Annotated in this window: 22 protein-coding genes and 1 pseudogene; 14 read left to right on the top strand and 9 right to left on the bottom strand. The window is 47.2% G+C overall.

The window, feature by feature from the left end; genetic code table 11:
- Positions 1–5 precede the first annotated feature (5 nt).
- The 3 genes from QCB45_RS11160 to QCB45_RS11150 form a co-directional block, all read right to left on the bottom strand.
- Positions 6–1,100: an efflux RND transporter periplasmic adaptor subunit gene (locus QCB45_RS11160; RefSeq protein ID WP_279421123.1), complete on the bottom strand. Its 1,095-nt coding sequence runs from the start codon at positions 1,098–1,100 to the stop codon at positions 6–8.
- A 78-nt stretch (positions 1,101–1,178) separates the two neighbouring features.
- Complete coding sequence (locus QCB45_RS11155; protein ID WP_279421121.1) at positions 1,179–2,582, bottom strand: TolC family protein; 1,404 nt, start codon at positions 2,580–2,582, stop codon at positions 1,179–1,181.
- 250 nt (positions 2,583–2,832) lie between these two features.
- Positions 2,833–3,465 (bottom strand): CocE/NonD family hydrolase, encoded by a 633-nt coding sequence (locus QCB45_RS11150; protein ID WP_279421120.1) that lies wholly within the window; start codon positions 3,463–3,465, stop codon positions 2,833–2,835.
- 72 nt (positions 3,466–3,537) lie between these two features.
- On the opposite strand from QCB45_RS11150, the gene QCB45_RS11145 reads away from it, so the two are divergent.
- The 4 genes from QCB45_RS11145 to QCB45_RS11130 all read left to right on the top strand — a co-directional run bounded on the left by QCB45_RS11145 (position 3,538) and on the right by QCB45_RS11130 (position 8,221).
- On the top strand, positions 3,538–4,671 hold the full coding sequence (locus tag QCB45_RS11145; RefSeq protein ID WP_279421118.1) for a 4-phosphoerythronate dehydrogenase: 1,134 nt from the start codon (positions 3,538–3,540) through the stop codon (positions 4,669–4,671).
- Between the two features lie 153 nt (positions 4,672–4,824).
- Positions 4,825–5,394 (top strand): DUF302 domain-containing protein, encoded by a 570-nt coding sequence (locus QCB45_RS11140; RefSeq protein WP_279421117.1) that lies wholly within the window; start codon positions 4,825–4,827, stop codon positions 5,392–5,394.
- Positions 5,395–5,888: 494 nt separating this feature from the next.
- A complete protein-coding gene (locus QCB45_RS11135) occupies positions 5,889–7,187 on the top strand; it encodes an outer membrane protein transport protein (protein ID WP_279421115.1) in 1,299 nt (432 codons plus the stop codon).
- Between the two features lie 194 nt (positions 7,188–7,381).
- Entirely contained in the window at positions 7,382–8,221 is an 840-nt protein-coding gene (locus QCB45_RS11130) for an NAD-dependent epimerase/dehydratase family protein (protein ID WP_279421114.1), read from the top strand.
- Between the two features lie 23 nt (positions 8,222–8,244).
- Here QCB45_RS11130 and QCB45_RS11125 read toward each other — a convergent pair whose 3' ends face one another.
- A complete protein-coding gene (locus QCB45_RS11125; protein ID WP_279421112.1) occupies positions 8,245–8,754 on the bottom strand; it encodes an FxsA family protein in 510 nt (169 codons plus the stop codon).
- 325 nt (positions 8,755–9,079) lie between these two features.
- Between QCB45_RS11125 and QCB45_RS11120 the strand changes: the two genes are divergently transcribed.
- The 10 genes from QCB45_RS11120 to QCB45_RS11075 all read left to right on the top strand — a co-directional run bounded on the left by QCB45_RS11120 (position 9,080) and on the right by QCB45_RS11075 (position 19,602).
- Complete coding sequence (locus tag QCB45_RS11120; RefSeq protein ID WP_279421111.1) at positions 9,080–11,242, top strand: protein-disulfide reductase DsbD; 2,163 nt, start codon at positions 9,080–9,082, stop codon at positions 11,240–11,242.
- A 203-nt stretch (positions 11,243–11,445) separates the two neighbouring features.
- The gene (aroQ, locus tag QCB45_RS11115) at positions 11,446–11,883 is read left to right on the top strand and encodes a type II 3-dehydroquinate dehydratase (protein WP_279421110.1); all 438 of its coding nucleotides are present in this window, start codon (positions 11,446–11,448) and stop codon (positions 11,881–11,883) included.
- Between the two features lie 102 nt (positions 11,884–11,985).
- Positions 11,986–12,444, top strand: a complete 459-nt coding sequence (gene accB / locus QCB45_RS11110; protein ID WP_279421109.1) for an acetyl-CoA carboxylase biotin carboxyl carrier protein — start codon at positions 11,986–11,988, stop codon at positions 12,442–12,444.
- Between the two features lie 12 nt (positions 12,445–12,456).
- On the top strand, positions 12,457–13,806 hold the full coding sequence (gene accC, locus QCB45_RS11105; protein WP_279421108.1) for an acetyl-CoA carboxylase biotin carboxylase subunit: 1,350 nt from the start codon (positions 12,457–12,459) through the stop codon (positions 13,804–13,806).
- 172 nt (positions 13,807–13,978) lie between these two features.
- A complete protein-coding gene (gene prmA / locus QCB45_RS11100) occupies positions 13,979–14,854 on the top strand; it encodes a 50S ribosomal protein L11 methyltransferase (protein WP_279421107.1) in 876 nt (291 codons plus the stop codon).
- A gap of 85 nt (positions 14,855–14,939) precedes the next feature.
- Positions 14,940–15,917 (top strand): tRNA dihydrouridine synthase DusB, encoded by a 978-nt coding sequence (gene dusB / locus QCB45_RS11095; RefSeq protein ID WP_279421106.1) that lies wholly within the window; start codon positions 14,940–14,942, stop codon positions 15,915–15,917.
- A gap of 47 nt (positions 15,918–15,964) precedes the next feature.
- Positions 15,965–16,210 carry a helix-turn-helix domain-containing protein gene (locus QCB45_RS11090; RefSeq protein WP_279421105.1) on the top strand — a complete coding sequence of 82 codons (246 nt, stop codon included), beginning with the start codon at positions 15,965–15,967 and terminating at the stop codon, positions 16,208–16,210.
- A 59-nt stretch (positions 16,211–16,269) separates the two neighbouring features.
- Positions 16,270–17,832: a bifunctional phosphoribosylaminoimidazolecarboxamide formyltransferase/IMP cyclohydrolase gene (gene purH, locus QCB45_RS11085; protein WP_279421141.1), complete on the top strand. Its 1,563-nt coding sequence runs from the start codon at positions 16,270–16,272 to the stop codon at positions 17,830–17,832.
- Between the two features lie 94 nt (positions 17,833–17,926).
- Positions 17,927–19,216 (top strand): phosphoribosylamine--glycine ligase, encoded by a 1,290-nt coding sequence (gene purD, locus QCB45_RS11080; protein ID WP_279421104.1) that lies wholly within the window; start codon positions 17,927–17,929, stop codon positions 19,214–19,216.
- Positions 19,217–19,326: 110 nt separating this feature from the next.
- A complete protein-coding gene (locus tag QCB45_RS11075) occupies positions 19,327–19,602 on the top strand; it encodes a late competence development ComFB family protein (protein WP_279421102.1) in 276 nt (91 codons plus the stop codon).
- Positions 19,603–19,738: 136 nt separating this feature from the next.
- Here the strand turns inward: QCB45_RS11075 and QCB45_RS11070 are convergent, their stop codons facing one another.
- The 5 genes and pseudogenes from QCB45_RS11070 to QCB45_RS11050 all read right to left on the bottom strand — a co-directional run.
- The gene (locus QCB45_RS11070; RefSeq protein ID WP_279421100.1) at positions 19,739–20,545 is read right to left on the bottom strand and encodes a sulfite exporter TauE/SafE family protein; all 807 of its coding nucleotides are present in this window, start codon (positions 20,543–20,545) and stop codon (positions 19,739–19,741) included.
- A gap of 10 nt (positions 20,546–20,555) precedes the next feature.
- Positions 20,556–22,151 (bottom strand): gamma-glutamyltransferase family protein, encoded by a 1,596-nt coding sequence (locus QCB45_RS11065; protein ID WP_279421099.1) that lies wholly within the window; start codon positions 22,149–22,151, stop codon positions 20,556–20,558.
- A 2-nt stretch (positions 22,152–22,153) separates the two neighbouring features.
- On the bottom strand, positions 22,154–23,479 hold the full coding sequence (locus QCB45_RS11060) for a TRAP transporter large permease subunit (RefSeq protein ID WP_279421097.1): 1,326 nt from the start codon (positions 23,477–23,479) through the stop codon (positions 22,154–22,156).
- A 3-nt stretch (positions 23,480–23,482) separates the two neighbouring features.
- Positions 23,483–23,989 carry a TRAP transporter small permease subunit gene (locus QCB45_RS11055; protein WP_279421096.1) on the bottom strand — a complete coding sequence of 169 codons (507 nt, stop codon included), beginning with the start codon at positions 23,987–23,989 and terminating at the stop codon, positions 23,483–23,485.
- A 1-nt stretch (position 23,990) separates the two neighbouring features.
- Positions 23,991–24,543 (bottom strand): annotated as a pseudogene (locus tag QCB45_RS11050) (ABC transporter substrate-binding protein); the annotation flags it as partial.

Genomic DNA, 24,543 nt, shown 5'->3' with positions numbered 1-24,543 from the left:
ACCGATTAAGCTCCTTCGCTTCCTTGCTTAACAGGTTCGACCACGTCGCCATTCAACATGCTTTGATTGTTGTCGATAACGATTTGCTCACCCAGCCCTAAACCAGCCTGGATTTCAGTCATGCCATTCATAGTCATCCCAACACGAACCATGGCAAAAGTCGCTTTACCGTCTTTGACGACAAATACCCCTGAAACCCCTGCGCGATCAACAACTGCAGAATTAGGAACCATAATGGTTTGTCGTTCGCCACGTTTGAAACTCACACGAGCAAAGGTTCCACTGTTGATGTTACCAACAGCAGGCAGGCTCAGTTTCACAGTATGGGTACGCGTTTTCGGATTAGCGGCACTGACCAACGTATAGATGGTGCCGACAAGAGGCTTAGGCTGAGCATCAATGACAACGCTCGCTTCATCACCGTTTCTTAATACCGCAAAAAGGTCTTCCGCCACTTCCGTTTGAACACTGACGCTTTGGAGGTTTTCAATCACGACAATCGGCTGCCCCGGGGAAGCCAACGCACCTGCATCCGCAAGTTTTTCAACCACCACACCACTGAATGGCGCGCGAACATCAGCATACGAAAGTTGCGCTTTCGCTTGGTCGAGACCGGACTTGGCCGATGCCAAATTTTCCTGTGCAACGCTGTACTGAAGCGTAATCTTGTCATATTGCTGTTTGGAAACCGAATCGTCTTTATACAGCTTCGTGAAACGGTCATAATCCAACTTAGCGTCAGTCAAAGCCGCTTTGGCCTGTTGATAAGCTGCCTGAGCTTGAGTGATCTGGCTTTTAACATCCGTTGAATCAATTCGGAACAATAACTGACCGCGTTCGATGGTCTGCCCCACTTTTACATTCAAGTCTTTGATGTAGCCGATCAAGCGTGAAGAAATCTGCGCTCTCTGGTCGGATACCACCGCACCAGGAACCACGGCAGTCATAGGAATAGTCCCCAATTCAACCGTCCCGACCTTCGCCTGAATCACTTGCTGATTTTCCGCTTCAACCGCGTGCCCTTCGTCCTGTGAACAACCAGCCAGAACAATTGCGGAAATCAACGCGCCTAACGTCAACACTTTTTGAAACTGCTTCATCTTCAACCTCAATACAATAATTAAATTCTTTTACAACCAATACTAAATAACAGGGGATTTGGACTAACCGGGTTTAGGTTACAACTGAGCCAAACTCATCGTACCGGTATTCAGACGTAATTTCGCAGCCTGAATATTTCGGTCGTAAGTCGCCGCAACCACTTCGGCACGCGCCTTGTCCAACAAGGCCTGTCCGGCTAGCACTTCTGTAATGGTTGCCACACCGTTTTTATATCTTTTCAAAATCAATCGCTGAGCTTCTTCAGCTTGCTGTGCCGCCAACTGATTAACATGCACTTGCTTCTTATCGATTTCCAACGCATGCCAGGCCTTAATAATTTCAAGGCGCAACTGATTCTCTTTGGATCGCAATTCGGACTGCTTCATCTTCGCTGCCGCATTCGCCTTATCGACGCCACTTGCCGTCACGCCAAAATCGGTGATTTTCCAGGAAACCACACCGGCTACCGTATAAGAGCTGCTTTCAAAGCCTAGCTGCTCGTCATTCCAGTCTTGACGAGCCATTAAATTGAAACTTGGATACAACCCGGATTTCGAGACTCCAACGGCAGCAAAGCTGGAATTCACTTCATTTCGCTTGGCTTCCAACCCTGGATTACTTGCCAATGCCATGGCAATCAGATCATCTACATTTTCAACGGGCAAAGAAACGTCAACACGATGCCCAACATCAATCTGTGCGCTCGGCTCCAACGCCATCAACATTTTCAGACTTTCCAGCGCCACGATTTCTGAATTTTTTGCCTTTTCCAATGCCATTCGGGCGTTAGACTGGTTTACCTGTGCACTCAACAGCTCGGAACGAACTAGAATCCCTTCATCAACTAAGTTGCTAGTGGTTTTAACATAAGAATCCGAAGCTAATACCGCTTTTTCAGCCACATCAATATAGGCTCGGGCAGTATGAACCGCTTCATAAGCTTGGTAGACATTAAATGTAAGGAACTGCTTGACCGCGACATCACCACTCTCAGCTGCCTTAATCATCGCTTTGGCCTGTTCCTGATAAGCACTGATCTTGCCGCCGTTATAGACTGGAATCAACATCTCCAAACGAGTGTTAAAATCAGTATGGGCATCTGGGTGATTCAGCGCGGAAGGCTGGTATGCGAAATCGCCAGAACCAAAAGCTGCTGCAGTCGCACTATCGAAACCAAAATCTGCTAAAGCGGCTTGACGCTGCTGCAATTTCATACCGAACACATTCAATGGATTATCTGAATTCGATGCGGTCAACGACGCAGTGATTTGTGGAAGACGGCTATTCGTCGCTTCTTTCAACGCCGATTTTGCCTGCTGGATACGCGACGCACTGACCGCCATTTCAGGATTCTGACTTAAAGTCTTTTCCACGCAGCTCTTGAATTCCAACGTTTGCGCTTCAACACTCCATGAAAAAGACAAGGAGACGGCGAGTGCCAAGCTCTTTAACTTCATTCCGGTCTTATTGAATTGTTCCATAATGACTCCGTTCGCCATGTACAACCTTCTACTCGTAAAACACCAAAATAAGAAATCACGCGACCTGATACAAGCAAAAAAAGGATGTTTTTAACATCCTTTTTCACTCCTGCTTTAGTCGCCTGAATCAAGTACAGCCAGCCTCTACCAATGAAGCGACTTAACCATATCGAGTTTCCAGTTATAACACAAGCTTATTAATATATAAGAATTTTCTTATATTATAGACAAACAAACATATAAGTAAACGCTAATACTCAGACAAGATGAGTTTTTTGAGCCAAATCAGCTGTCCATGAAGAAAATGACTGGCATTCGCTCTGCAATAGACACTGGGACTTTGCTCTCTGGAAAACGCCCAGTCCAACATTTCCTTTACCTCAACCACCTCATCATCCAGCCCAATCACAACCTCCCAAGGAACCGACACCTCTTCGATCCTAGAAAAATCGTACAAACCAACTGGCGGCGCCACCAAAAACAGTCGATCCGCCCGAATTGCCGGTTGAGCCGTCAAAGTGACATAACTACCAAAAGAAAAGCCACTCAAAACCAGTTTTTCAAACGCCATGTTCTGACGCGCCCAATTCACTACCGAAATCAGATCTTGGCGTTCACCCACACCACCGTCATACTCACCAACACTTTGCCCCACTCCGCGAAAATTGTAGGTCAAAGTACTGTAACCCAAACCTTGAAACGCCCTCTCAATCGTCGTGACAACTTTATTGTCCATCGTCCCACCAAATTGCGGATGAGGATGACTGATTACCACCAAAGACAGGGAGCCATCTTTACCTGTCTGTTGGCTGGCATCAAAAAACCTAACTTCAATCGGACCAACTACCCCGTCAATCAATGCCTTGTGACTTTTAGAACGCATACTTCCTTCACCTTATTCTATTGCCAACATGATACCTTATAATATGCATTTTCATTAACGGGTTACCAACCGATGGCAGATAGAAAAACAATCGTGATCGATGATGCGGTTCCATACGCCGAAGCCATGTTCCAACATTTGGGCAACATCATTACTCTCCCCGGACGTGAAATCGATGCCGAAGCAGTTAGTCAAGCAGACGCCGTCATCGTTCGTTCTCGAACCAAAGTCAATCAAGCCCTGCTTAAAAACAGCCGCGTCTCTTTCGTCGGCAGTACTGTCGTCGGACTCGACCACATCGATCAACCCTATTTGAAAAATCAAGGCATTCGGTTTTACTCCGCTCAGGGTTGCAATGCGAACTCCGTCGCGGAATACGTCATCACGTGCTTACTGGAAGTGGCGGAAGACAAGGGGTTCAACCTTAAAGAGAAGACATTAGGTATTGTCGGCGTAGGTCATGTTGGAAGTTTGGTCTACGAAAAAGCCAAAACGCTCGGTATCCGCTGTCTTCTAAATGATCCCCCAAAAGTCGAACAGCAACCGGAAATCGCAAAATCGTATGTCGACCTTGATTCCTGTTTACAAGCGGACATCATCACATTTCATACACCTCTTACCAAGAACGGAGCTCATCCGACCTACCACCTGCTGTCTGAACAGAGACTTTCTCACATTCGACCGGATCAGATTATCGTCAACGCGGCCCGTGGGGGCATCATCGATGAACTGGCATGGATAAAAACCAATACGTTAGCCAATATTATTGACTGCTGGGAAAACGAACCTTTTATTGATCCAGACTTATACCGATCAGCTTATATTGCGACGCCGCACATAGCCGGACACTCACTGGATGCTAAAGTTGCCGGCGGCGAGATGGTCTATCGCCAACTCTGCGATTACTGGGGCATTAAACCGCAAACCGAATGGCAATCCCTGCTTCCGCCGGAACCTGAAATTTTGACAATCAATCCAACCGAAAAATTGCAAAGTGCTCTCTATCAAACCTTAAAATCGACACATGACCCTCGTAACGACGACAGAGCGATCCGCAGCGAAGACATCAAAATAATTTACGAAAAATATGAATTTTATCGTCGTAACTTTCCGGCTTATCGTGAATGGAAACATCATAAATTCCATACAACCGAGAATGAAATAGTCAACGAAACCCTGCTAGCACTAGGCTTGCAGACCTATTAACTATACTTATATTAGAGTATTAGGAAACTTTAATAAGAAAAAGTTATTAATCAACAAAAAAAATAGAATTTCATTTTATTTGCCAGGGGAGTAATCTAGCTGCCGAACATAAGTTGAATACTCAACAAATTGATAAAACGGAGTACAAATATAATGAAATTCACTCATGCAATTAAAGCGGCGTTACTAGCAGCAGCAGTATCAACCCTTTCCGGTTGTGGAACAATGAACGCAATCAGCAACCTAAACGACGGTGCTGGTGAAACTTTCATGCAAGTTTGGGATAAGTGGGTAGATTCTGAAGGTGACATCGCTGACGCTACCATGTGGGAAGTTAAAGTAGAAGAAGGTGTTTCTCTAGAAGACGTTATCGATGCGATCAACTCAGTAGGAACCAACCGCAACCTTAAAAACGTAGGTGAACTACCTCTTTCTGAAGAATTGAAAGCTCGTGGCATCGAATCAAAAGCCATTCACGTTATGTCTTTCTGTAACCCAGAAACAGCTCGTAAAATGGTTGACTTCTCTCCTGCAATGGGTGGATTCCTTCCTTGCCGTGTAAACATCATTGAAGAAGAAGATGGCTTGCACATCTACTCAATGAACATGGATATGGCAATCAAGATGGGTAAAAAGATGCCTCCTGAGCTACAAGAAGCAACTATGCAGGTTCGCGACACCATCTGGGAAATGCTACAGAAAGGTTCTAAAGGCGAATTCTAAGATTTTAGGACTGTCCTAAAACACCGATCCAAAATGGACAGGCCTGCCCATTTTGATTTAAGAAAACCGCAAGCGATTAAAAAGTCCTTGCGGTTTTTTTGTACCACCAACCTACGCCAATCTATCATCGTTAACATTTCTTAACAAATTGATACAATTCCGTATACACAAATCCCACAAGCACAATAAAAAAATCTTTATCATCGCCACTATTCTCAACAAGACCAAAGTGCTTAATAAATACAAAAAAATTCAATTTTAATGATTTTTTATCCCTTAAAATCAATAAGTTAAAGAATATAATTCTAAGCTTAAATTATCCCCCTATTAAGTGCACTTATCAGGCAAAGAGTTAAATCAATCGTACTAATAGCCAAGAAAAATCTTTTGATTATCTAAGCCATATAAATTAAGGCATAGTTACTTCCGAATTAATAAGCAGAGCCTAATTTCTGCAAATACCAAAACAACGACAAAGAGAGAGAGTACAACTCATGAAAAAAACAAAACTGGCTTTAGCCGTATCAACTGCAATCTTTGCTTCTTCTGCAATGGCAACCAACGGAACTAACATGACAGGTGTTGGCGCACAATCTTCCGCAATGGGTGGTACGGGGGTTGCTGCATACTATGGCGCAGAAAACGTAATTGTTAACCCTGGTCTAATCGGTAAATCTCAAGGTACTGAGTTTTCATTCGGCGGAACTCTATTCAAGCCAAGCGTTAGCAACAACGGTCTTTTAGATGCAGACGGCCAAAGCCAAGTAGACAGTGACGCAGACACTTTTGTCATTCCTTCTGTATCACTTACCAGCCGTATCAACGACAACCTAACTTTTGGTATCGGGATGTACGGAACTTCAGGTATGGGTGTTGACTACTCTAAAAACGACGTGAACTTCTCTAGCAACGTAATGAACCAGTTTGAAGCAAAATCAAACCTACAGATCATGCGTTTTGTTCCAACATTAGCTTATAACGAAGCTAATTTTGGTATCGGTATCTCTCCGGTTATTCAATACGGCGCGCTAGACATCAACTACAAAACAGTACTACGCGACAACTCAGGAAACCCTGTAATGGTTAACGGTGCTCCATATGCACAAACGATCGGTAACGGCGTTTCTTCAGATTTAGGTTTTGGTTTCAGCCTAGGTGGTTACTTTGACATCAACAAAGACTTGACCGTTGCAGCCAGCTATACCTCTGCAATCAACATGAAGTATGACGAGCAACTTTCAGTTGCATCTACACCATTTGTTAACCCAATGAGCGACCTTACTGCCGCATTTGGTAACGAATTGGAACAGCCTGCTGAAGTTAAAGCCGGTATTGCTTACAACATGGGCAACATCACTCTTACGGGTGACTTCAAACAGATCCGTTGGAGTGAAGCGAAAGGCTATAAAGACTTTGGCTGGGAAGATCAGAACGTTATCTCTATCGGTGCCAAATATAAAGGAAATGGTTACTGGGTAGGTGCGGGTTACAACAAGGCTGACAACCCTATCAAAGCACAAAACGGCGCAACTTCTTACGCTGGCGCTGTAACCAATATGTTTAACAACATCTTCTTCCCTGCCGTGACTGAACAGCATTGGTCAATCGGTGGTGGTTACAAGCTAACCAAAAACGTTGCTATCGACGCCGCTATTGTAGTTGCGCCTCAGGTAACGACAACGGTTGACACATCAGCTGTTTCAAGTGCATTTGCTGGTTCTTCTGTTTCTTCAAGCAACACAACCAAGCACTCTCAGCAAGCTTACACAGTTAGCGTTCGTTACAACTTCTAATTTTAACCAACAAGGTTAAATTCATAAAAAGCCGCTTTTCAGCGGCTTTTTTCATTTTGAAATCCAGTCAAAAAACAGAACAACTCCCCTCAAAAACGCCAATATAAATTTATTCCGTTTTTTTATCCTCTACATCTTCTTTGTTGATATTTTTTTCGGCATACTATGCCAAAAAGCAGCTGAGGAAAAAAACGATGGCGAATATTCTGATTGTAGGTTGTGGTGGCATTGGCAGTGAACTTGCCTTAACTCTTATTGAACAAGGTCATACCGTATATGGCCTGCGGCGACACACCGATAATCTACCTGACGGTATCATCCCCATCGAAGCGGACATCACACTCTCCCTTTCAGAATTCATCCCAGAAAATCTTGATTATGTTTTTTATTCCGCATCCGCCGGTAAACACAAGGACATGGCTTATTACCAAGCTTATGTTCTGGGGGTAAAGCACACACTGAAAGCGCTGAGCGATCAAAACATCAAACGTATCTTTTTCATATCCAGCAGCTCCGTCTTTGGCCAGAGCGAAGGGGAAAAGGTAACGGAAGAAAGCCCTACTTCGGGCAATAACTTTTCAACCAAGCGCCTCTTGGAAGGTGAAGAACTGATCAGCAATGCCAATTTTCCAAGTACAATCGTGCGATTTGGCGGAATATACGGCCCAGGACGGACACATTTAATCGATTTGATTCAGCAGGGCAAAGCACACTGCATGGAAGACGTGTACAGCAACCGAATCCATTCAGCAGACTGCGTTGGGATTCTTGCTCATCTTTTAAACCTGAATGAACAGGACCCAAAACTGGTTGACTCACTTTACATTGGTGTTGATGATCAACCTACCCTTTCCTGCGAAGTTTACGAATGGCTAGCTGAACAGTTAAGCGTGGGACATATTGAACACATTGAACCCACCGAAAACAGTCGCCTGATGCGAAGCAACAAACGACTTTCCAACGCTAAAATTCGTTCATCTGGTTATGATTTCAAGTATCCGGACTATCAGGCCGGCTACGGAGAATTAATCTAACCAGCTCTGCGCCCCGCAAAAGCTTACTTGCGGGGTGACTCTTTATCATCCAAAACCTCACCTTCAATCACATCACGCTCACTATGATTACGCAGAGACCCGGTTTGTTTAGGTCCTGACTCAGTCCATTCGCCTTCAAAATAATCACCTTCTGAATTCCTGTACTGATAGTGTCCACGTACCTTATAACCTTTGAGGGTCTGGCGTATCAGTGCCTTGCGCACCCACGGAATCAGGAACAACAGACCTAACGCATCACTCATCAAACCGGGAACCAACAATAAGAGGCCACCCAAAAAGATGAACGCCCCTTCCATCATAGCAGACTGCGGGACTTCTCCCTTTGCCAGAGAGACTTGTGTTTTTTGTAAAATCGATGCACCCTGACTTCGCATCAGCATCACACCCATTACAGCCGTCGCTACCGTCAACAATACAGTAGGCAGAGCGCCAATAACGCTACCGACCTGTATCAAAATATAAAGCTCCGCCAACGGTACCAACACAAAAAACAGTAAGAAAACTTTTAACATAAACGTCTCAATTAATTAAAGTGGGCAGGTCCGGTTTCTGTGTAATGACTTTCTCAAAAACATAACGTATTTTTTACAAAGCGAAACTCACTAAAACCGATAAAAGTAGTATAGAATTGTTTGAATTTATTTTTAATAATTCAACACTGTTTCAACACTGTTATTACGGATTATTTCAAATAATACAGGAAGTTTATAGGGTCCAATTATTGGCTTTCAAGTTCCTAATTCAAGATTGAGCATAGAGAGATATCAAAACATGCGATTGCTGAATACGTTAAGTACCTTCCTTCTCACGTCATTACTGTTTTTAAGTACCCCGTTCATGCACTCGGTTCACGCCGAAGACCTGCTTGATGTGGACGACGCCTTTCAACTACAGCAACCTAGCGTCGAAAACGGTAAGATTGTCGTCCATTGGAAAATCGCCGAAGACTACAAACTCTATAAAGACAAAATCTCCGTCACATCCGACAAAGCCGGCTTGGGAGAAATAACTTACTCTCCAGCCAAACAGGTGGATGACGCCTTATTTGGTAAAACCGAAGTCTATGTACACGAAGCGACCCTAACCATCCCATACAGCACTTCAGAAAGTTCTGCCAACCTGACCGTCAAATATCAGGGATGTGCAACCAAAATCGGCGTATGTTATCCACCGCAAACCCGTAATTTCACAATCGACCTGCCGAGCCAGCAGGCGGCCAGCGGCAACTTCAACTCTTTATCCGGCCTGAATGACATTTTGTCAGCAAACAACAGTGAACCGGAACTGCTTGAAACGGACGATGCTTTCCAATTCTCCACTCAAGTTAAAAACGACGGCATTCAAGCCAACTGGAACATCGCCCACGACTATCATATCTATCAAGATAAGATTAAAGTCAAAGTTTTGAGCGGCGATGCGACTCTGGGACAACTTAAATTACCGGCAGCCGAAAGCATCGACGACCCACTATTTGGCAAAACCGATGTCTACCACGGACAAGTGCAAGCCGAATTACCAATAACGGCGATTAACGGCAAAGCCGTTATTCAATTCGAATACCAAGGTTGCTCGGCAGCAGCAGGCGTTTGCTATCCTCCGGTTCGTAAAACCGTCGAAATCGACGCTTCGCAAATCCAGCCATCGCAAAAGGCCACCGCCGCACCCCAAACAATAGCTACCGCTACTGTAACAGACTCAACAGGCCTGTCTGAAACCGATCAGATTGCAGACACACTCAAAAACAGCAGCGTTTGGATCATCATCGCAACGTTCTTCATTTTCGGACTATTACTTGCATTCACACCTTGCGTTTTTCCAATGATTCCAATCCTCTCCAGCATCATCGTGGGGCAAGGTGATCAACTGACGACCCGACGTGCCTTCGTTATGTCTTTGGTTTACGTACTGGCCATGTCCGTTACTTACACCGTTGCAGGCGTGTTGGCTGGCGTATTTGGTGAAAACCTACAGGCGGCGTTCCAGAATCCTTGGATCATAGGCAGTTTCAGCGTCATCTTCTTACTGTTAGCGTTGTCCATGTTCGGATTCTACGAACTGCAACTTCCAAGCAGCCTGCAATCGAAACTTACCAGCCTGTCCAACAAACAACAAGGCGGTACATTAACTGGAGTCGCCATCATGGGCTTTTTATCCGCCCTGATTGTCGGCCCTTGTGTTGCACCGCCACTGGCTGGCGCACTGATTTATATCGGCCAAACAGGTGATGCGTTACTCGGTGGTGTCGCCCTGTTCGCCATGAGCATGGGGATGGGATTACCTCTATTACTTCTAGGCACGTCAGCCGGAAAACTGTTACCGCGTGCCGGAGCTTGGATGGATGGCGTCAAGGCCGTATTCGGTGTCATGCTGATCGGTGTCGCGATCTGGATGGCGGAACGCATTCTGCCGATCGAAATCGTCCTACTGAGCTGGGCCCTGCTTTTCATCATCTCTGCAGTTTATCTGGGCAGCTTTGAAAGCACGGCCGGAAAATCCGGTTGGCAAAAGCTGTTCAAAGGTTTCGGAATCGCCCTATTCCTATACGGCGCCATGATATTAGCAGGCCTGCTAGCAGGTGGAAACTCACTCTTCCAACCACTTAAAGTCTTCCAAGGCGGTGGTACTGGCGGTGCTCTTGAAACTCAACATTTGAGTTTCAAGAGCATCAAAAGCATTGAAGACCTGGATAACGAACTGGCCAAAGGTCAGCCTGTGATGCTCGACTTCTATGCCGATTGGTGTGTAAGCTGCAAAGAGATGGAAGCACTGACTTTCACCGACGCGAACGTACAGGCGTCCTTAGAAGGCGTGACACTGCTACAAGCTGACGTCACAGCCAACGATGCAACGGACAAAGCCTTAATGAAAAAGTTCGGCTTGATCGGCCCACCAGCCATCCTGTTCTTCACCCCTCAAGGAGATGAACACAAAAGCCTACGCGTTGTCGGCTTTAAAAATGCTGAAACCTTTGCAGGCATCACCCGCCAGGCATTCAAATAAGACCATGCTCCCGGCCATAGCAACTTTGGTCGGGGCAATTCAGTCGCTTTACCCCTCCATTAGTAAAATCAATCGTTTCATATCAGTTCATGACAGTACGCAACATTTCACGTAAGAATTTTGTTTTTTAACGACTATTTCATAGTGTTATCCAAGCAGTTAAGCTATAATCTTGTCATTCTTTAATATAAGAGTTTTCAATCATGGCAAGTATTCTGGTAATAAACGGCCCAAATCTGAACATGCTCGGTAAACGAGAACCTGAAATTTACGGTCGCCAAACCCTGGCGGACATCATTGAAGACCTAGAACAGCTTGCGGACGAATACAGCGTACGTCTGCGTCATTTTCAAAGCAACGCAGAACATGAAATCGTCGACCGCATCCACCAGGCAATGGCGGACGGTACCGAATACATCATCATCAACCCGGCCGCATTCACCCATACCAGTGTCGCCATTCGCGACGCACTGGCTGCAGTGAACATTCCGTTTATCGAAGTGCACCTGTCCAACATCCACAAAAGGGAACCTTTCAGGCAACACTCCTACTTTTCGGACCTAGCCGAAGGTGTGATTGCCGGACTGGGCAGCAAAGGGTACGAACTTGCATTGGAAGCTGCGGCTGAAAGTATCAGCTGACACAAAACAGACAGAACAACAAACAAACCACAAAAAATTAAGCATTAAAAAAAGAGCCGACATATCTCACGAGGCATTCGGCCAATAATCAAAGGAAAGAAAATGGATATTCGTTCAATTCGTAAACTGATTGAAATTGTAGAACAGTCTGACATTGCAGAAATCGAAATCAAGGAAGGTGAGCACAACATCCGCATCACCCGAAGCAAAGAGCCTGTTTTCATGGCCGCTCCGGCAGCGGCTTCAGTCCAGTACGAAGCACCAACTCAAACCAGTGCCGCTCCGGCAGCAGCGCCTGCAGCAGCAGAAGCTGTGGTAGAAGTGAGCGGACATCAGGTCACTTCTCCAATGGTCGGTACTTTCTACGAAGCACCATCCCCTGATGCACCTGCTTTTGTTAAAGTAGGAGATAAAGTTGCTGCTGGCGATACGCTTTGCATCATCGAAGCGATGAAGATAATGAACCCGATTGAAGCGGACGTATCTGGTACCGTCAAGCAGATTCTTGGAGTAAACGGTGAACCGGTTCAGTTTGGTCAACCGCTATTCATTATCGAATAAGGACGGTTCACAATGATTGAAAAAATTCTAATTGCCAACCGCGGTGAAATCGCCCTTCGCGTTTTAAGAGCCTGTAAAGAACTGGGCATTAAAACCGTTGCGGTACACTCCACTGCGGATGCAGACCTTAAACACGTATTACTGGCGGACGAGTCCGTCTGTATCGGTCCGGCCCCTTCTGCAGAAAGTTACCTGAACGTACCTGCGATTATTTCAGCGGCTGAAGTCACGGATGCCGAAGCGATCCACCCGGGTTACGGCTTCCTTTCAGAAAACGCCGATTTTGCCGAACGCGTTGAAGAGAGCGGTTTCAAGTTCATCGGTCCTAAAGCTGAAACCATCCGCATCATGGGTGACAAAGTTTCCGCCATCCGTGCAATGAAAGCGGCCGGCGTACCGACCGTACCAGGTTCCGGCGGGCCTTTAGGCGATGACGACGAGGAAAACCACCGTATCGCCAGAGAGATCGGATACCCGATCATCATCAAAGCCTCCGGTGGCGGCGGTGGACGAGGCATGCGCGTCGTCCATACCGAAGCGAACCTTTTGAAATCGATCCAGTTGACCAAGTCGGAAGCGGGCAGTTTCTTCGGCAACCCGGAAGTCTACATGGAAAAATTCCTTGAGAATCCACGCCATGTTGAAATCCAGGTTCTGGCTGACGGTCAGGGCAACGCCATTCACCTTGGTGAACGTGACTGTTCGATGCAGCGCCGTCACCAGAAAGTGGTAGAAGAAGCGCCGGCTCCTGGTGTTACACCAGAACAGCGCGCCAAAATCGGTGCCGCTTGTGTCAATGCTTGTATCGAGATCAATTACCGCGGCGCGGGAACGTTCGAATTCCTTTACGAAAACGGCGAGTTCTATTTCATCGAGATGAACACCCGTCTTCAGGTTGAACACTGTGTCACAGAAATGGTCACAGGCATCGATTTGGTTAAAGCCCAGATCGAAATCGCCATGGGCATTCCATTGAGCCTGAAGCAAGAAGACATCAACATCAAAGGTCATGCGATCGAATGTCGTATCAATGCCGAAAACCCGGCAAGAAACTTCATGCCTTCGCCGGGCTTGATCGAACGCCTTCACCTTCCTGGTGGTCTAGGTGTTCGCTGGGATTCGCACATTTATACCGGCTACAGCATTCCTCCGAACTACGACTCCATGATCGGTAAGCTAATCTGTTTCGGTAACGACCGTGAAACCGCAATCTCGCGAATGGATGTGGCCTTGCAGGAAATGGTCATCAAGGGAATCGACAGCAACATTCACCTGCAACGCGAAATCATGAATGATCATGGCTTCCGTGAAGGCGGAATGAACATCCATTACCTGGAACACCGTTTGGAGCACTTGATTTAAGCCAAAAGCTGAAATCAAATCTCTTTTACCCTTCAAGGGTGAAAAACAGACAAACCTCTCTGGTTCAGCCACGAGAGGTTTTTTGCTTTTAAGCAAACCCAGAATTCATCGGCGGAACATCATTCGTTTCACTGAAAAAGATTAAACAATACCGACCATACCGGGAGAACAAATGGCTTGGATTCAAATAAATACGGTTGTCAAAGAAGAACTGGCTGAACCGCTTTCAGACGCTTTCATGGAAGTCGGAGCCTGCTCCGTTACGTTCGAAGATGCCAAGGACCAACCTATCTTTGAACCGGACCTTGGTACCACTCCCATTTGGGCAAGCACTAAGGTAATCGGTTTGTTTGATGCAGAAACCGACAGTCAGGCCGTGATCGACACACTTGTGCAGATACTGCCTGAAGTAGCGGCCAAACAGTATAAAACCGAGCAGCTCGAAGATAAGGATTGGATCCGCGCCTGGATGGACCAATTCAAGGCAATGCGTTTCGGAGAACGATTGTGGATCGTTCCAAGCTGGCTGGAACCGCCGGAACCTGAAGCGGTCAACCTGATGCTCGATCCCGGAATGGCATTCGGGACCGGAACCCATCCGACCACCGCACTCTGCCTCACATGGCTTGATCAAAACACGCCGACAGGATTGGATGTCATCGACTACGGTTGCGGTTCCGGAATTCTGGCTCTCGCCGCTAATAAACTAGGTGCAAAATCCGTATCAGGAACCGATATTGACCCGCAAGCAATTATCGCCAGCGAACAAAATGCCGAGCGCAACCAGGCCGATATTAAATTCGCTCTGGTCAAAGATTTCGATTCCCGGCCTGTGGACTTACTGGTCGCCAATATCCTTGCCGGCCCGTTAAAGGAACTGGCGCCGGAATTCGACCGTCTACTCAAACCGGGGGGCACACTGGTACTTTCCGGCTTGTTAGCGACACAGGCTGCCGAGCTACAAGCACACTACAAGGCGATCGGAATCCAACTGGACACTCTTGAAACCAAAGAAGAATGGGGACTGCTTGCCGGTATCAAACTGTAATTTTTAAAACCGAACAGGCCTGTTCGGTTTTTCAACCCCGCAACACTCGACGACAAATAATCAATAAACGGTAATCACTCAAGTCATGCTGAACATAGGACCTTACACTTTCGCACACAACCTCGTTCTAGCGCCCATGGCCGGTGTGACGGATGCCGTTTATCGAAAAATCTGCCGTACCTATGGTGCCGACTATACCCTGTCGGAAATGGTGGCTTCCCAAAAGCAGCTCTGGGAATCCAAAAAATCTTCAACCCGCCAGGCAGACCGCAATGATCCCGAACCGCGCGCCGTGCAATTATTGGGTACAAATCCACAGGAATTGGCCGATGCCGCAATCTGGCAGCAACAGCAAGGCGCCCAGATCATCGATCTGAACATGGGGTGCCCAGCTAAAAAAGTCTGCAGTGTCGCGGCCGGTTCGGCATTAATGGGCGCGCCTGACTTGGCGGCGGATATTTTTAAGGCTGTCGTGGACGCGGTAGACGTGCCAGTCACGGTCAAAATCCGCACGGGACTTGATGCGGAGAATAAAAACGCATTAGAAATCGCCCTGCTCGCCCAGGAAAAAGGCCTGCAAGCAGTCACTATCCACGGTCGGACACGAGAAGACAAATTCAACGGTCAGGCCGAATACAACACCATTCGTGCGGTAAAACAGCAACTCGAGATTCCCGTCATTGCAAATGGTGATATTAACACCCCCGAACAAGCTAAATTTGTATTAGAATATACGTCTGCTGATGGACTCATGATTGGTCGGGCATCGCAAGGTTATCCGTGGATATTTCGTGAGATAAATCATTATCTTGCAACCGGTAACACCCTACCTCCGCCAACACTGGAAGAGTTCCATACCACCATCATGGAACATACCCGTGGCCTCCATCAGCTGTATGGTGAAATGCTCGGCGTACGAATCGCCCGTAAGCATATTGGCTGGTACAGCCAACACCTGAAAGAAGGTGTGACATTACGCAAGTCGTTTAATCAACTCACCGACCCGTTACAACAACTCAAGCTGATTGACCGTTTTTTCGAAGCTGCGGTAAACAACCCGTAAGCTTTGATCGTTGCCAGTTAGCCCAACATGATTTTAAAACGTAAACTATGACAAAACCGATTCCCAACCACTCATTGAGTGAACAAGTAACCCTGACTCTGGAGCATTATTTCGAGACGCTACAGGAAGAGTCTGCGTGCGATTTGTATGAAATGGTGATTCAACAGATCGAAAAACCCCTAATCGAATTTGTCCTGGATAAGACTGAACAAAACCAGTCCAGAAGTGCTCAGATACTCGGAATCAACCGTAATACGCTGCGTAAAAAAATGCAGAAATACGATCTGATCTAAAACCCAACCTATTCAATTTTTTATAACTTTTAGCTTTATTTTTTGGAGAAAAAACAATGATGAAACCTGTTCGTCGCGCTTTGATCAGTGTCTCGGATAAGACAGGCATTCTGGAATTCGCAGAATCGCTTGTTGCCATGAATGTCGCCATCCTTTCGACTGGCGGTACCTACAAGGTACTTTCCGAAGCCGGACTGCCGGTTACCGAAGTTTCCGAATACACAGGTTTTCCGGAAATGATGGACGGACGCGTCAAAACCCTACATCCAAAAATTCACGGTGGCTTATTAGGTCGTCGCGGAACTGACGATGCCGTCATGTCCGAGCACGGAATCGACCCGATCGACATGGTTGTCGTCAACCTTTACCCTTTTGAAGCCACGGTTGCCAAAGCTGACTGTTCTCTGGAAGATGCAATCGAGAATATCGACATCGGTGGACCGACCATGTTACGTTCCGCGGCCAAAAACCACAACGATGTTGCCGTTGTCACCGATCCGGCTGACTATTCACGCATTCTTGAAGAGATGCAGGCCAATAACGGTCAATTGGCGCACGCAACCCGTTTTGACCTAGCCATCAAAACCTTCGAGCAAACCGCTCGTTACGACGGTGCGATCTCAAACTACTTCGGCAAGATGTTCAGCGAAGACGAAAACGACACGTTCCCTCGTACATTCAATACCCAGTTCGTTAAGAAGCAATCCATGCGTTACGGTGAAAACCCGCATCAGGCAGCCGCATTCTATACAGAACGCAACCCGACCGAAGCTTCGATCTCTACGGCGGAACAGATCCAAGGTAAAGAGTTGTCCTTCAACAACATCGCCGACACCGATGCCGCTCTGGAATTGGTCAAGACATTCGATGACATCGCTTGCGTGATCGTCAAGCACGCCAACCCATGTGGTGTATCGATCGGCAGCAGCCTATTCGAAGCTTACGACCGAGCTTACAAAACCGATCCGACTTCCGCCTTTGGTGGAATCATCGCTTTCAACCGTGAACTGGACGCTGAAACCGCACAAGCGATCGTTGACCGTCAGTTTGTTGAAGTAATCATCGCACCGAGCGTTTCTGACGAAGCCAAAACGATCGTTGCTGCAAAGCAGAACGTACGCCTACTGGCCTGCGGAGAATTAGGCGAACAGCAAGCCGCTTACGACTATAAGCGCGTTACGGGTGGTCTATTGGTACAAGACCGTGACCTTGGAAGCGTGACTCAGAACGAACTGAAAGTCGTCAGCAAGCGTGCACCGACTGAAACTGAAATGGCGGATTTGATGTTTGCCTGGAAAGTCGCCAAATTTGTTAAATCCAACGCCATCGTCTACGTTAAAGACGGTATGACCATCGGCGTGGGTGCCGGCCAGATGAGCCGAGTTTATTCAGCCAAGATCGCCGGAATCAAAGCGGAAGACGAAGGTCTTGAGGTTCCTGGTTCCGTTATGGCCTCCGACGCTTTCTTCCCGTTCCGCGACGGAATCGACGCAGCGGCAGCAGCTGGCATTACTGCGGTCATCCACCCAGGTGGATCGATGCGCGACCAAGAAGTCATTGATGCTGCGGACGAACACGGTATTGCGATGGTGTTTACAGGGATGCGTCACTTCAAACACTAAGTTGGCACAAGGGGCTTATTTATCCAACGTCGTTGTTGGATAAAGCGCCCCCTTCTTAAGAATTGTGGATTCTAAAAAGAAAGAGATCAAACAAATGAAAGTATTAATTATTGGTGGCGGCGGTCGTGAACACGCCTTGGCTTGGAAAGCGGCACAATCCCCTAAAGTAACCAAAGTTTTCGTTGCTCCAGGCAATGCAGGCACAGCGCTTGAATCCAACCTGGAAAACGTTAGCATTGCCGTTGAAGACATCCAAGGTCTGGTCGATTTTGCGAAAGACAACAATATCGACGTTGCGATTGTCGGACCGGAAGTGCCTCTCGTGCTGGGTGTTGTCGACGCCTTTAGCGCAGCCGGTCTAAAATGTTTCGGTCCGACAGGGGACGCGGCACAATTGGAAGGTTCCAAAGCATTCTCCAAAGACTTCCTTGCCAAGCACAATATCCCGACGGCCGCCTACGATGTGTTCACTGAAATCGAACCGGCTGTTGCTTATATCGAAAAGATGGGCGCACCAATCGTCATCAAAGCAGATGGTCTGGCAGCCGGTAAAGGCGTTATTTTGGCCGACACCAACGAAGAAGCGATTGCAGCCGTCAAAGACATGCTGGCAGGCAACAAATTCGGTGATGCCGGTGCCCGTGTCGTAATCGAAGAATTCCTTATCGGTGAAGAAGCCAGTTTCATTGTCATGGCAGATGGTAAAAACATCCTGCCAATGGCAACATCGCAGGACCATAAAGCACGCAATAACGGTGATACAGGTCCGAACACGGGTGGCATGGGTGCCTATACCCCTGCTCCGGTTGTCACGCCTGAAATTCATGATCGCATAATGAAAGAAGTCATCGAACCGACTATCGAAGGCATGGCGAAAGACGGTCTTCCATACACCGGCTTCCTATATGCTGGGGTTATGATTGATGCTTCCGGCGCGCCAAAGGTGCTTGAATTCAACTGCCGTTTCGGTGACCCTGAAACCCAACCAATCATGATGCGCCTGCAGTCAGATCTTGTTGAACTGTGTTTGGCTGCAATCGACGGAAAATTGGATACGGTCGACGCCAAGTGGGACAGCCGTGCAGCATTAGGTGTCGTCATGGCAGCTGGCGGTTATCCTGATGACTACCGCAAAGCGGACATCATTTCAGGCTTGGAAAATGCCAATGCCGAAGACCTTAAAGTCTTCCATGCAGGTACCTCCTTAAACGAAAATGGTGATGTGATCACCTCCGGCGGACGCGTTCTTTGCGTAACGGCATTAGGCGAAAACGTTACCCAAGCACAGAAGCGTGCCTATGAAGGTGTCAAAGCAATCTCATGGGATGAAGTCTATTTCAGAACCGATATTGGCCATCGTGCAATCAGTCGCGAACAAGCCTAATAAATTCAGAATCACTTCGCATAAAAAAAAGCACCTATATAGGTGCTTTTTTTATAGGTAATTATTAGGTATAGTGGACTTATTAACCACTCTCATACTAAGGAAAAATCGTGTCATTCGATACCGTGCATAATTACTTTGAACGCTTGGTTTTCAACGAAATCAACGAACACTACCTTGATAAAGAGTTAGACGAGCAGCAGCTTGCAGACATGGCCTGCATCGCCCTCAACCGAATTCCCCCGCGCTATATCCGATTTGATATCGATATGTCATTCTATATGACGACAGAAGAACACATCGAACATGAAGAAACCGTCAGTAAAGCTGTGCGTAAAGCCTATAAAAAGCTTCTTAAACTAGATCGCGACAACAGCGAAAGATAATTACGCCTGAAACTAACTTCCTGATAAGCAATTGGATCAAAGTTCGCGTTGCATGCCTCTCCACCAATTGCTTTCTGAAAGCCCGCTGAGCACCTCTCATAATCAACACTGAGAGTCTTACAGCGGGCGTACAATCTTAAATCAAAAGCATTTTTAAACCGACCAATGCCAAAAAGATGGCAAATGCCGTTTTCAGTTGCTTAACATTTAGACGATAAGCCAGCTTAGCTCCTATCGGAGCGAAAATCATCGTCATCGGAACAAGCGCAATAAAACCAAGCCAGTTCACATACCCCGTTGAACCGATCGGTAACGCGCCAACGCCCCAACCGCTTACGATGTAACCTATGGTTGCCGGTACGCTGATAATCAATCCGAACAAGGAAGCCGTCGCTACAGCCTGATGAATCGGATAGGAAAACAGTGTCAGCAACGGCACCATGAGAGTTCCTCCGCCGATGCCCAGCATCGAGGAAAACGCACCCAACATTGTCGCAAATAGAGATTGAACCTTTTTACCCGGAAGCGATTCAGCCAGACTGATCTCCCTGTAACTGCTTGCCAGCATATGCACTGAAACCAGTACCAGCAAAACACCAAACATCACCTTAAGCGTCAGTCCATGCATGAAATTGGTCGAAACAGCACCGATCAACACACCGAAAAGCACAAATGGCAGCCACCGTTTGGCCAAACGCCAATCAATTCCGCCTTTCTTATGATGCGCCTTGGCCGACATAATCGAAGTCACCACAATCGTCGATAAAGAGGTACCGATAGCGAGTGGCATCGCAATCGCGACATCGATCTTAAGATAAAGAAAGATGTGATAGAGCATCGGCACAATCACGATTCCGCCGCCAACTCCCAACAGGCCTGCTAGCAAACCGGCCACGATGCCGCTCACCAACAGAATGGGTAATAAAATGAGTAATTCGTTCATTTAATATTCCTTAAAAACCGGCCGCTTTGCCGTCACTTCTCGGGTCGTACGCCCCTTCAATCTTGGATGATGGATGACGCACCAAGGCGCCTGCATGTCCAACAGAGGCATCCAATGCCTCCAACCATTCAAAATCGTGTCCTTTTTGTTTTAGCTCTGTCGCATACTCCCGCGGGAATCGCTTCTCCAATTTCAGGCTTTCCGAAGAATTTCCCCAGGTTCTCCCTAACAACCAGCGCGGTTGATTGATCGAAGTCTGCAAATCTTCGGCGTAATAGGCATATCGCGAAAAGACGGCCGCCTGGGTTTGTGGCTGACCGTCCCCGCCCATAGTACCGTACGCCATGACACGACCATCCTTGAACAAAGCAATGGCCGGATTCAACGTGTGGAAAGGTTTTTTATGCGGAGCGATACTGCGAACATGATTTGGATCCAGTGAAAAACTACAGCCGCGGTTCTGCCAGACAATTCCGGTTTCCGGCAACATCAAACCACTGCCGAATTCGTGATAAATACTCTGGATAGCACTCACAACACGCCCCTGAGAGTCCATCGCACCAAACCAGGTTGTATCGCCCGGTTCGGTTTTCTCACCCCAAGGTTGCGCCTTATCGAAATCGATACGTGCGCTTAATTCATCCAGATATTCCGGATCCAGCCAAGCCTGCAACTCCTCGGCCGAAGCCGAAGTATCCATTCGATCCCTATGTTCGAACGCTATTTTGGTTGCCTCAACCAAAAGATGCACATAGTTCACGGAATCTTTTTCCGGTAACTTTTCAACCCAACGATCAAACAGCCCTAAAATCATCAATGAAGCCACACCCTGAGTCGGTGCAGAAGCATTGAATAACTTGGCATGCTTAGTATCAATTTCAAGGTGAGGCTTAAATTCAGCCTGATGCTGACGTAAATCCTCGTGCGTAATGAAACCGTCGCGGATTTCAAAGTCATTACAGATACTCTTCGCTATGTCGCCACGATAAAAGTCATCAAACCCGTTATCACCCAAACTCTGCAACGTTTTCCCCAACTTTTCCTGGAGCAACGTTTCGCCCGCTTCAGGCACTTTTCCTTGCGGATAATAGACTTCGGCAAAAAAAGGATCCGCCTGCAATTCCGTAGCTTTATCCAAAAGCGTTTCCGCCAAAGAAGGCGTCACTTCGATGCCCCGACTGGCGGACTCTACAGCCTCCGCCATTAAGGCAGCCGAACTTAAACAGCCCTGCCAATCTTTCTGACTTTTTCGATAGGCCTGGTCCCAGGCCGATACTGCCCCTGCGACCGTATTTGCAGCCAATTTTCCTCTGAATGGAATCGATTCAACGCCTTGATACAATTCAGGCGTCACTTCATACCCTGAATGGCCGGAGGCCTCGATGAAACTAACACCTTCTTGAGGGTCGTAAACCAACCAGAATGCATCGCCGCCAATACCGGTCATATGAGGGTAATGAACAGACAAGGAAGCTGCAGTGGCAATCGCGGCCTCAATCGCATTACCGCCCGCTTTTAAAACGTCCAGTCCGGCTTCCGCCGCTGCATGATGCGGTGCAACCACCATTCCATTATCTGCAACTTGAGTAGTAGGTAAATGATTCATTCTTAACTCCAACCTATGGCTTTAGGCAACCACAGAGCGATCTCCGGAAAAATCATGACTAATCCGATGACGACGATCTGCATGCCGATAAACGGAATGACCCCCTTATAGATATCAATTGTCTTGATTTCCGGAGGAGCGACTCCTTTTAGGAAAAATAGCGACCAACCGAACGGCGGCGTCAAAAAGGAGGTTTGCAAGTTCAACGCGACCAGAATCGCCAACCAGACCATGTCGATGCCCATTGCATGAAAAATCGGCAACATCAACGGCAATACGATGTAGGAGATTTCGATCCATTCCAAAAAGAATCCTAGGAAAAGTAGAATCGCCATCATGAACAGAATCGCTCCCCATTCTCCACCGGGAATAAGGGCAAACATATCTTCAATCAGATAATCACCGTCCAAACCTCTGAAACTCAGTCCGAAAACTTGAGCAGCGATCAGAACGAACATAATCATCCCGGTAATTTTCAAGGTCTCATTCAAGGTGCCTTGTAACACCTTGAAAGTCAGACGTTTGCTCAAAAACACCAAAACAAGAGCACCTAAAGCGCCCATTGATGCGGCCTCGGTCGGAGCGGCAACCCCTCCGATAATCGATCCCAAAACGGCGAAAATCAGAATAAAAGGCGGTGCTACCGATTTGATGAACTCCATCCATAACTCGCCTCGAGAATAACTATCCCTTTCTTCCTGATCGATAGGCGGTACTTTTTCAGGCGATTTCCAGCCCAAATAAAGAATATACAGCACATACAGCGCAGCCAGTATCAAACCGGGTACAAGAGCCGCTGCAAACAACGGACCAATAGCCTCTCCGGTAATGTCGGCAAGTAGAATCAGAACCAAACTCGGCGGCAAGATCTGGCCGAGCGTACCGGAGGCACAGATGGTTCCGCACGCAACCGAATGGCTGTAACCTCGTCTAAGCAGTGTCGGTAATGTGATCATACTCAATGTGACGACGGTCGCACCGACAATCCCTGTCGAAGCGCCCATCAAAACACCGACGACGACGATTGCAATCGCCATTCCGCCAGGTGTCTTTCCAGCCAGATGTCCTAAGACATCTAACATTTTTTCTGCAAGCCTCGACTTTTCAAGCATGACGCCCATAAATACGAAAAGCGGTATGGCTAACAAGGTGTAATTGGTCAATACACCAAAAATACGAGCCGGAAGCAGGTTGAACAGGTCAAAGCCCATTCCGATCAGGCCAAAGCCCAACCCTGCCGCTGCAATCGCAAACGCGACCGGAACGCCGACTAAAATAAGGGTAAAAAGAGAAATGACCATTAAGATGGCCAAGAATTGTGGTTCCATAAATCAATGCTCTCGTTGGGGATCGGTAATGGCTTTCAAAAGAAGTGCAAGACCTTGAACCGCAATGAGCAAGAAGCCCAAAGGTAAAAGCGCTTTGACTAAATATCGGTAACCCAGACCGCCTGGATCGGGAGAAACCTCACCCATATCATACGATTGCATCACGTAGTCCATTGACAGGTACATCATGAAGAATGAAAAAGGCAGGATAATGAAAGCCGGAATGAGAATGTCCATCCAACGTTTTAGGTTTGTTGAGTATCTGTGATAAAAAAGATCGACTCGCACATGTTCACCCTGTTGCAGGGTGTAAGCTGAACCCAGCATGGCGATAGCCGCTAGTAAATGCCACTCAAGCTCTTGCAATCCCACGGAACTGACGTGAAATAGATAGCGGAACAAGACGTTCCCCGCCACCAGCAGTACCAGAAACAGGATCAACCAAGCACTTAAGCGACCGACGCGCTCAATGAACGCGTCGAGCCGGTTTGCAAAAACAGGTAACTTCATATTAAAGCTTAGTCATCACAACTTCTTCACTACGAGCCTGCCAAGCGTCATGCTTCGCCTTGAAAGCAAAATAGCTTTCATGCACCTTTTTCACCAACGGATCTTTGGCTGCGTACTCGTCCAACGTCTTGAACGTAAGCTCTTTCAGTTTGGCAACAACGGAATCAGGCAACGTCTTCACTTCAACGCCGTAGTTCTTAACCAAATCATCCAACGCTTCCGAGTTATGCGCTTCAGACCATACATGGCTCATCAGGTTACACTCTGCAGCAACCGCTTCAACAATCCCCTTAAGGTCATCCGGCAACGAGTTCCAAGCATCCTTGTTGATCAAACACTCAGTTGTGTTGTTTGGTTCTGACCAACCGGTGGTGTAATAGTATTTCGCAGCTTTTTGAAGCCCCAAACGACGGTCTTGATAAGGTCCGACGAACTCGGCCGCATCGATAACACCACGTTCCAGAGCCGGGAAGATTTCCCCTCCAGGAAGCAACTTAACGCTTACACCCAACTGCTCATACACCTTACCTGCCAAACCAGGAATACGCATACGA

The sequence above is a fragment of the Thiomicrorhabdus sp. ZW0627 genome, from assembly GCF_029767005.1.
Taxonomy (GTDB): domain Bacteria; phylum Pseudomonadota; class Gammaproteobacteria; order Thiomicrospirales; family Thiomicrospiraceae; genus Thiomicrorhabdus.
This window is presented reverse-complemented; position numbering and strand designations above follow the sequence as displayed.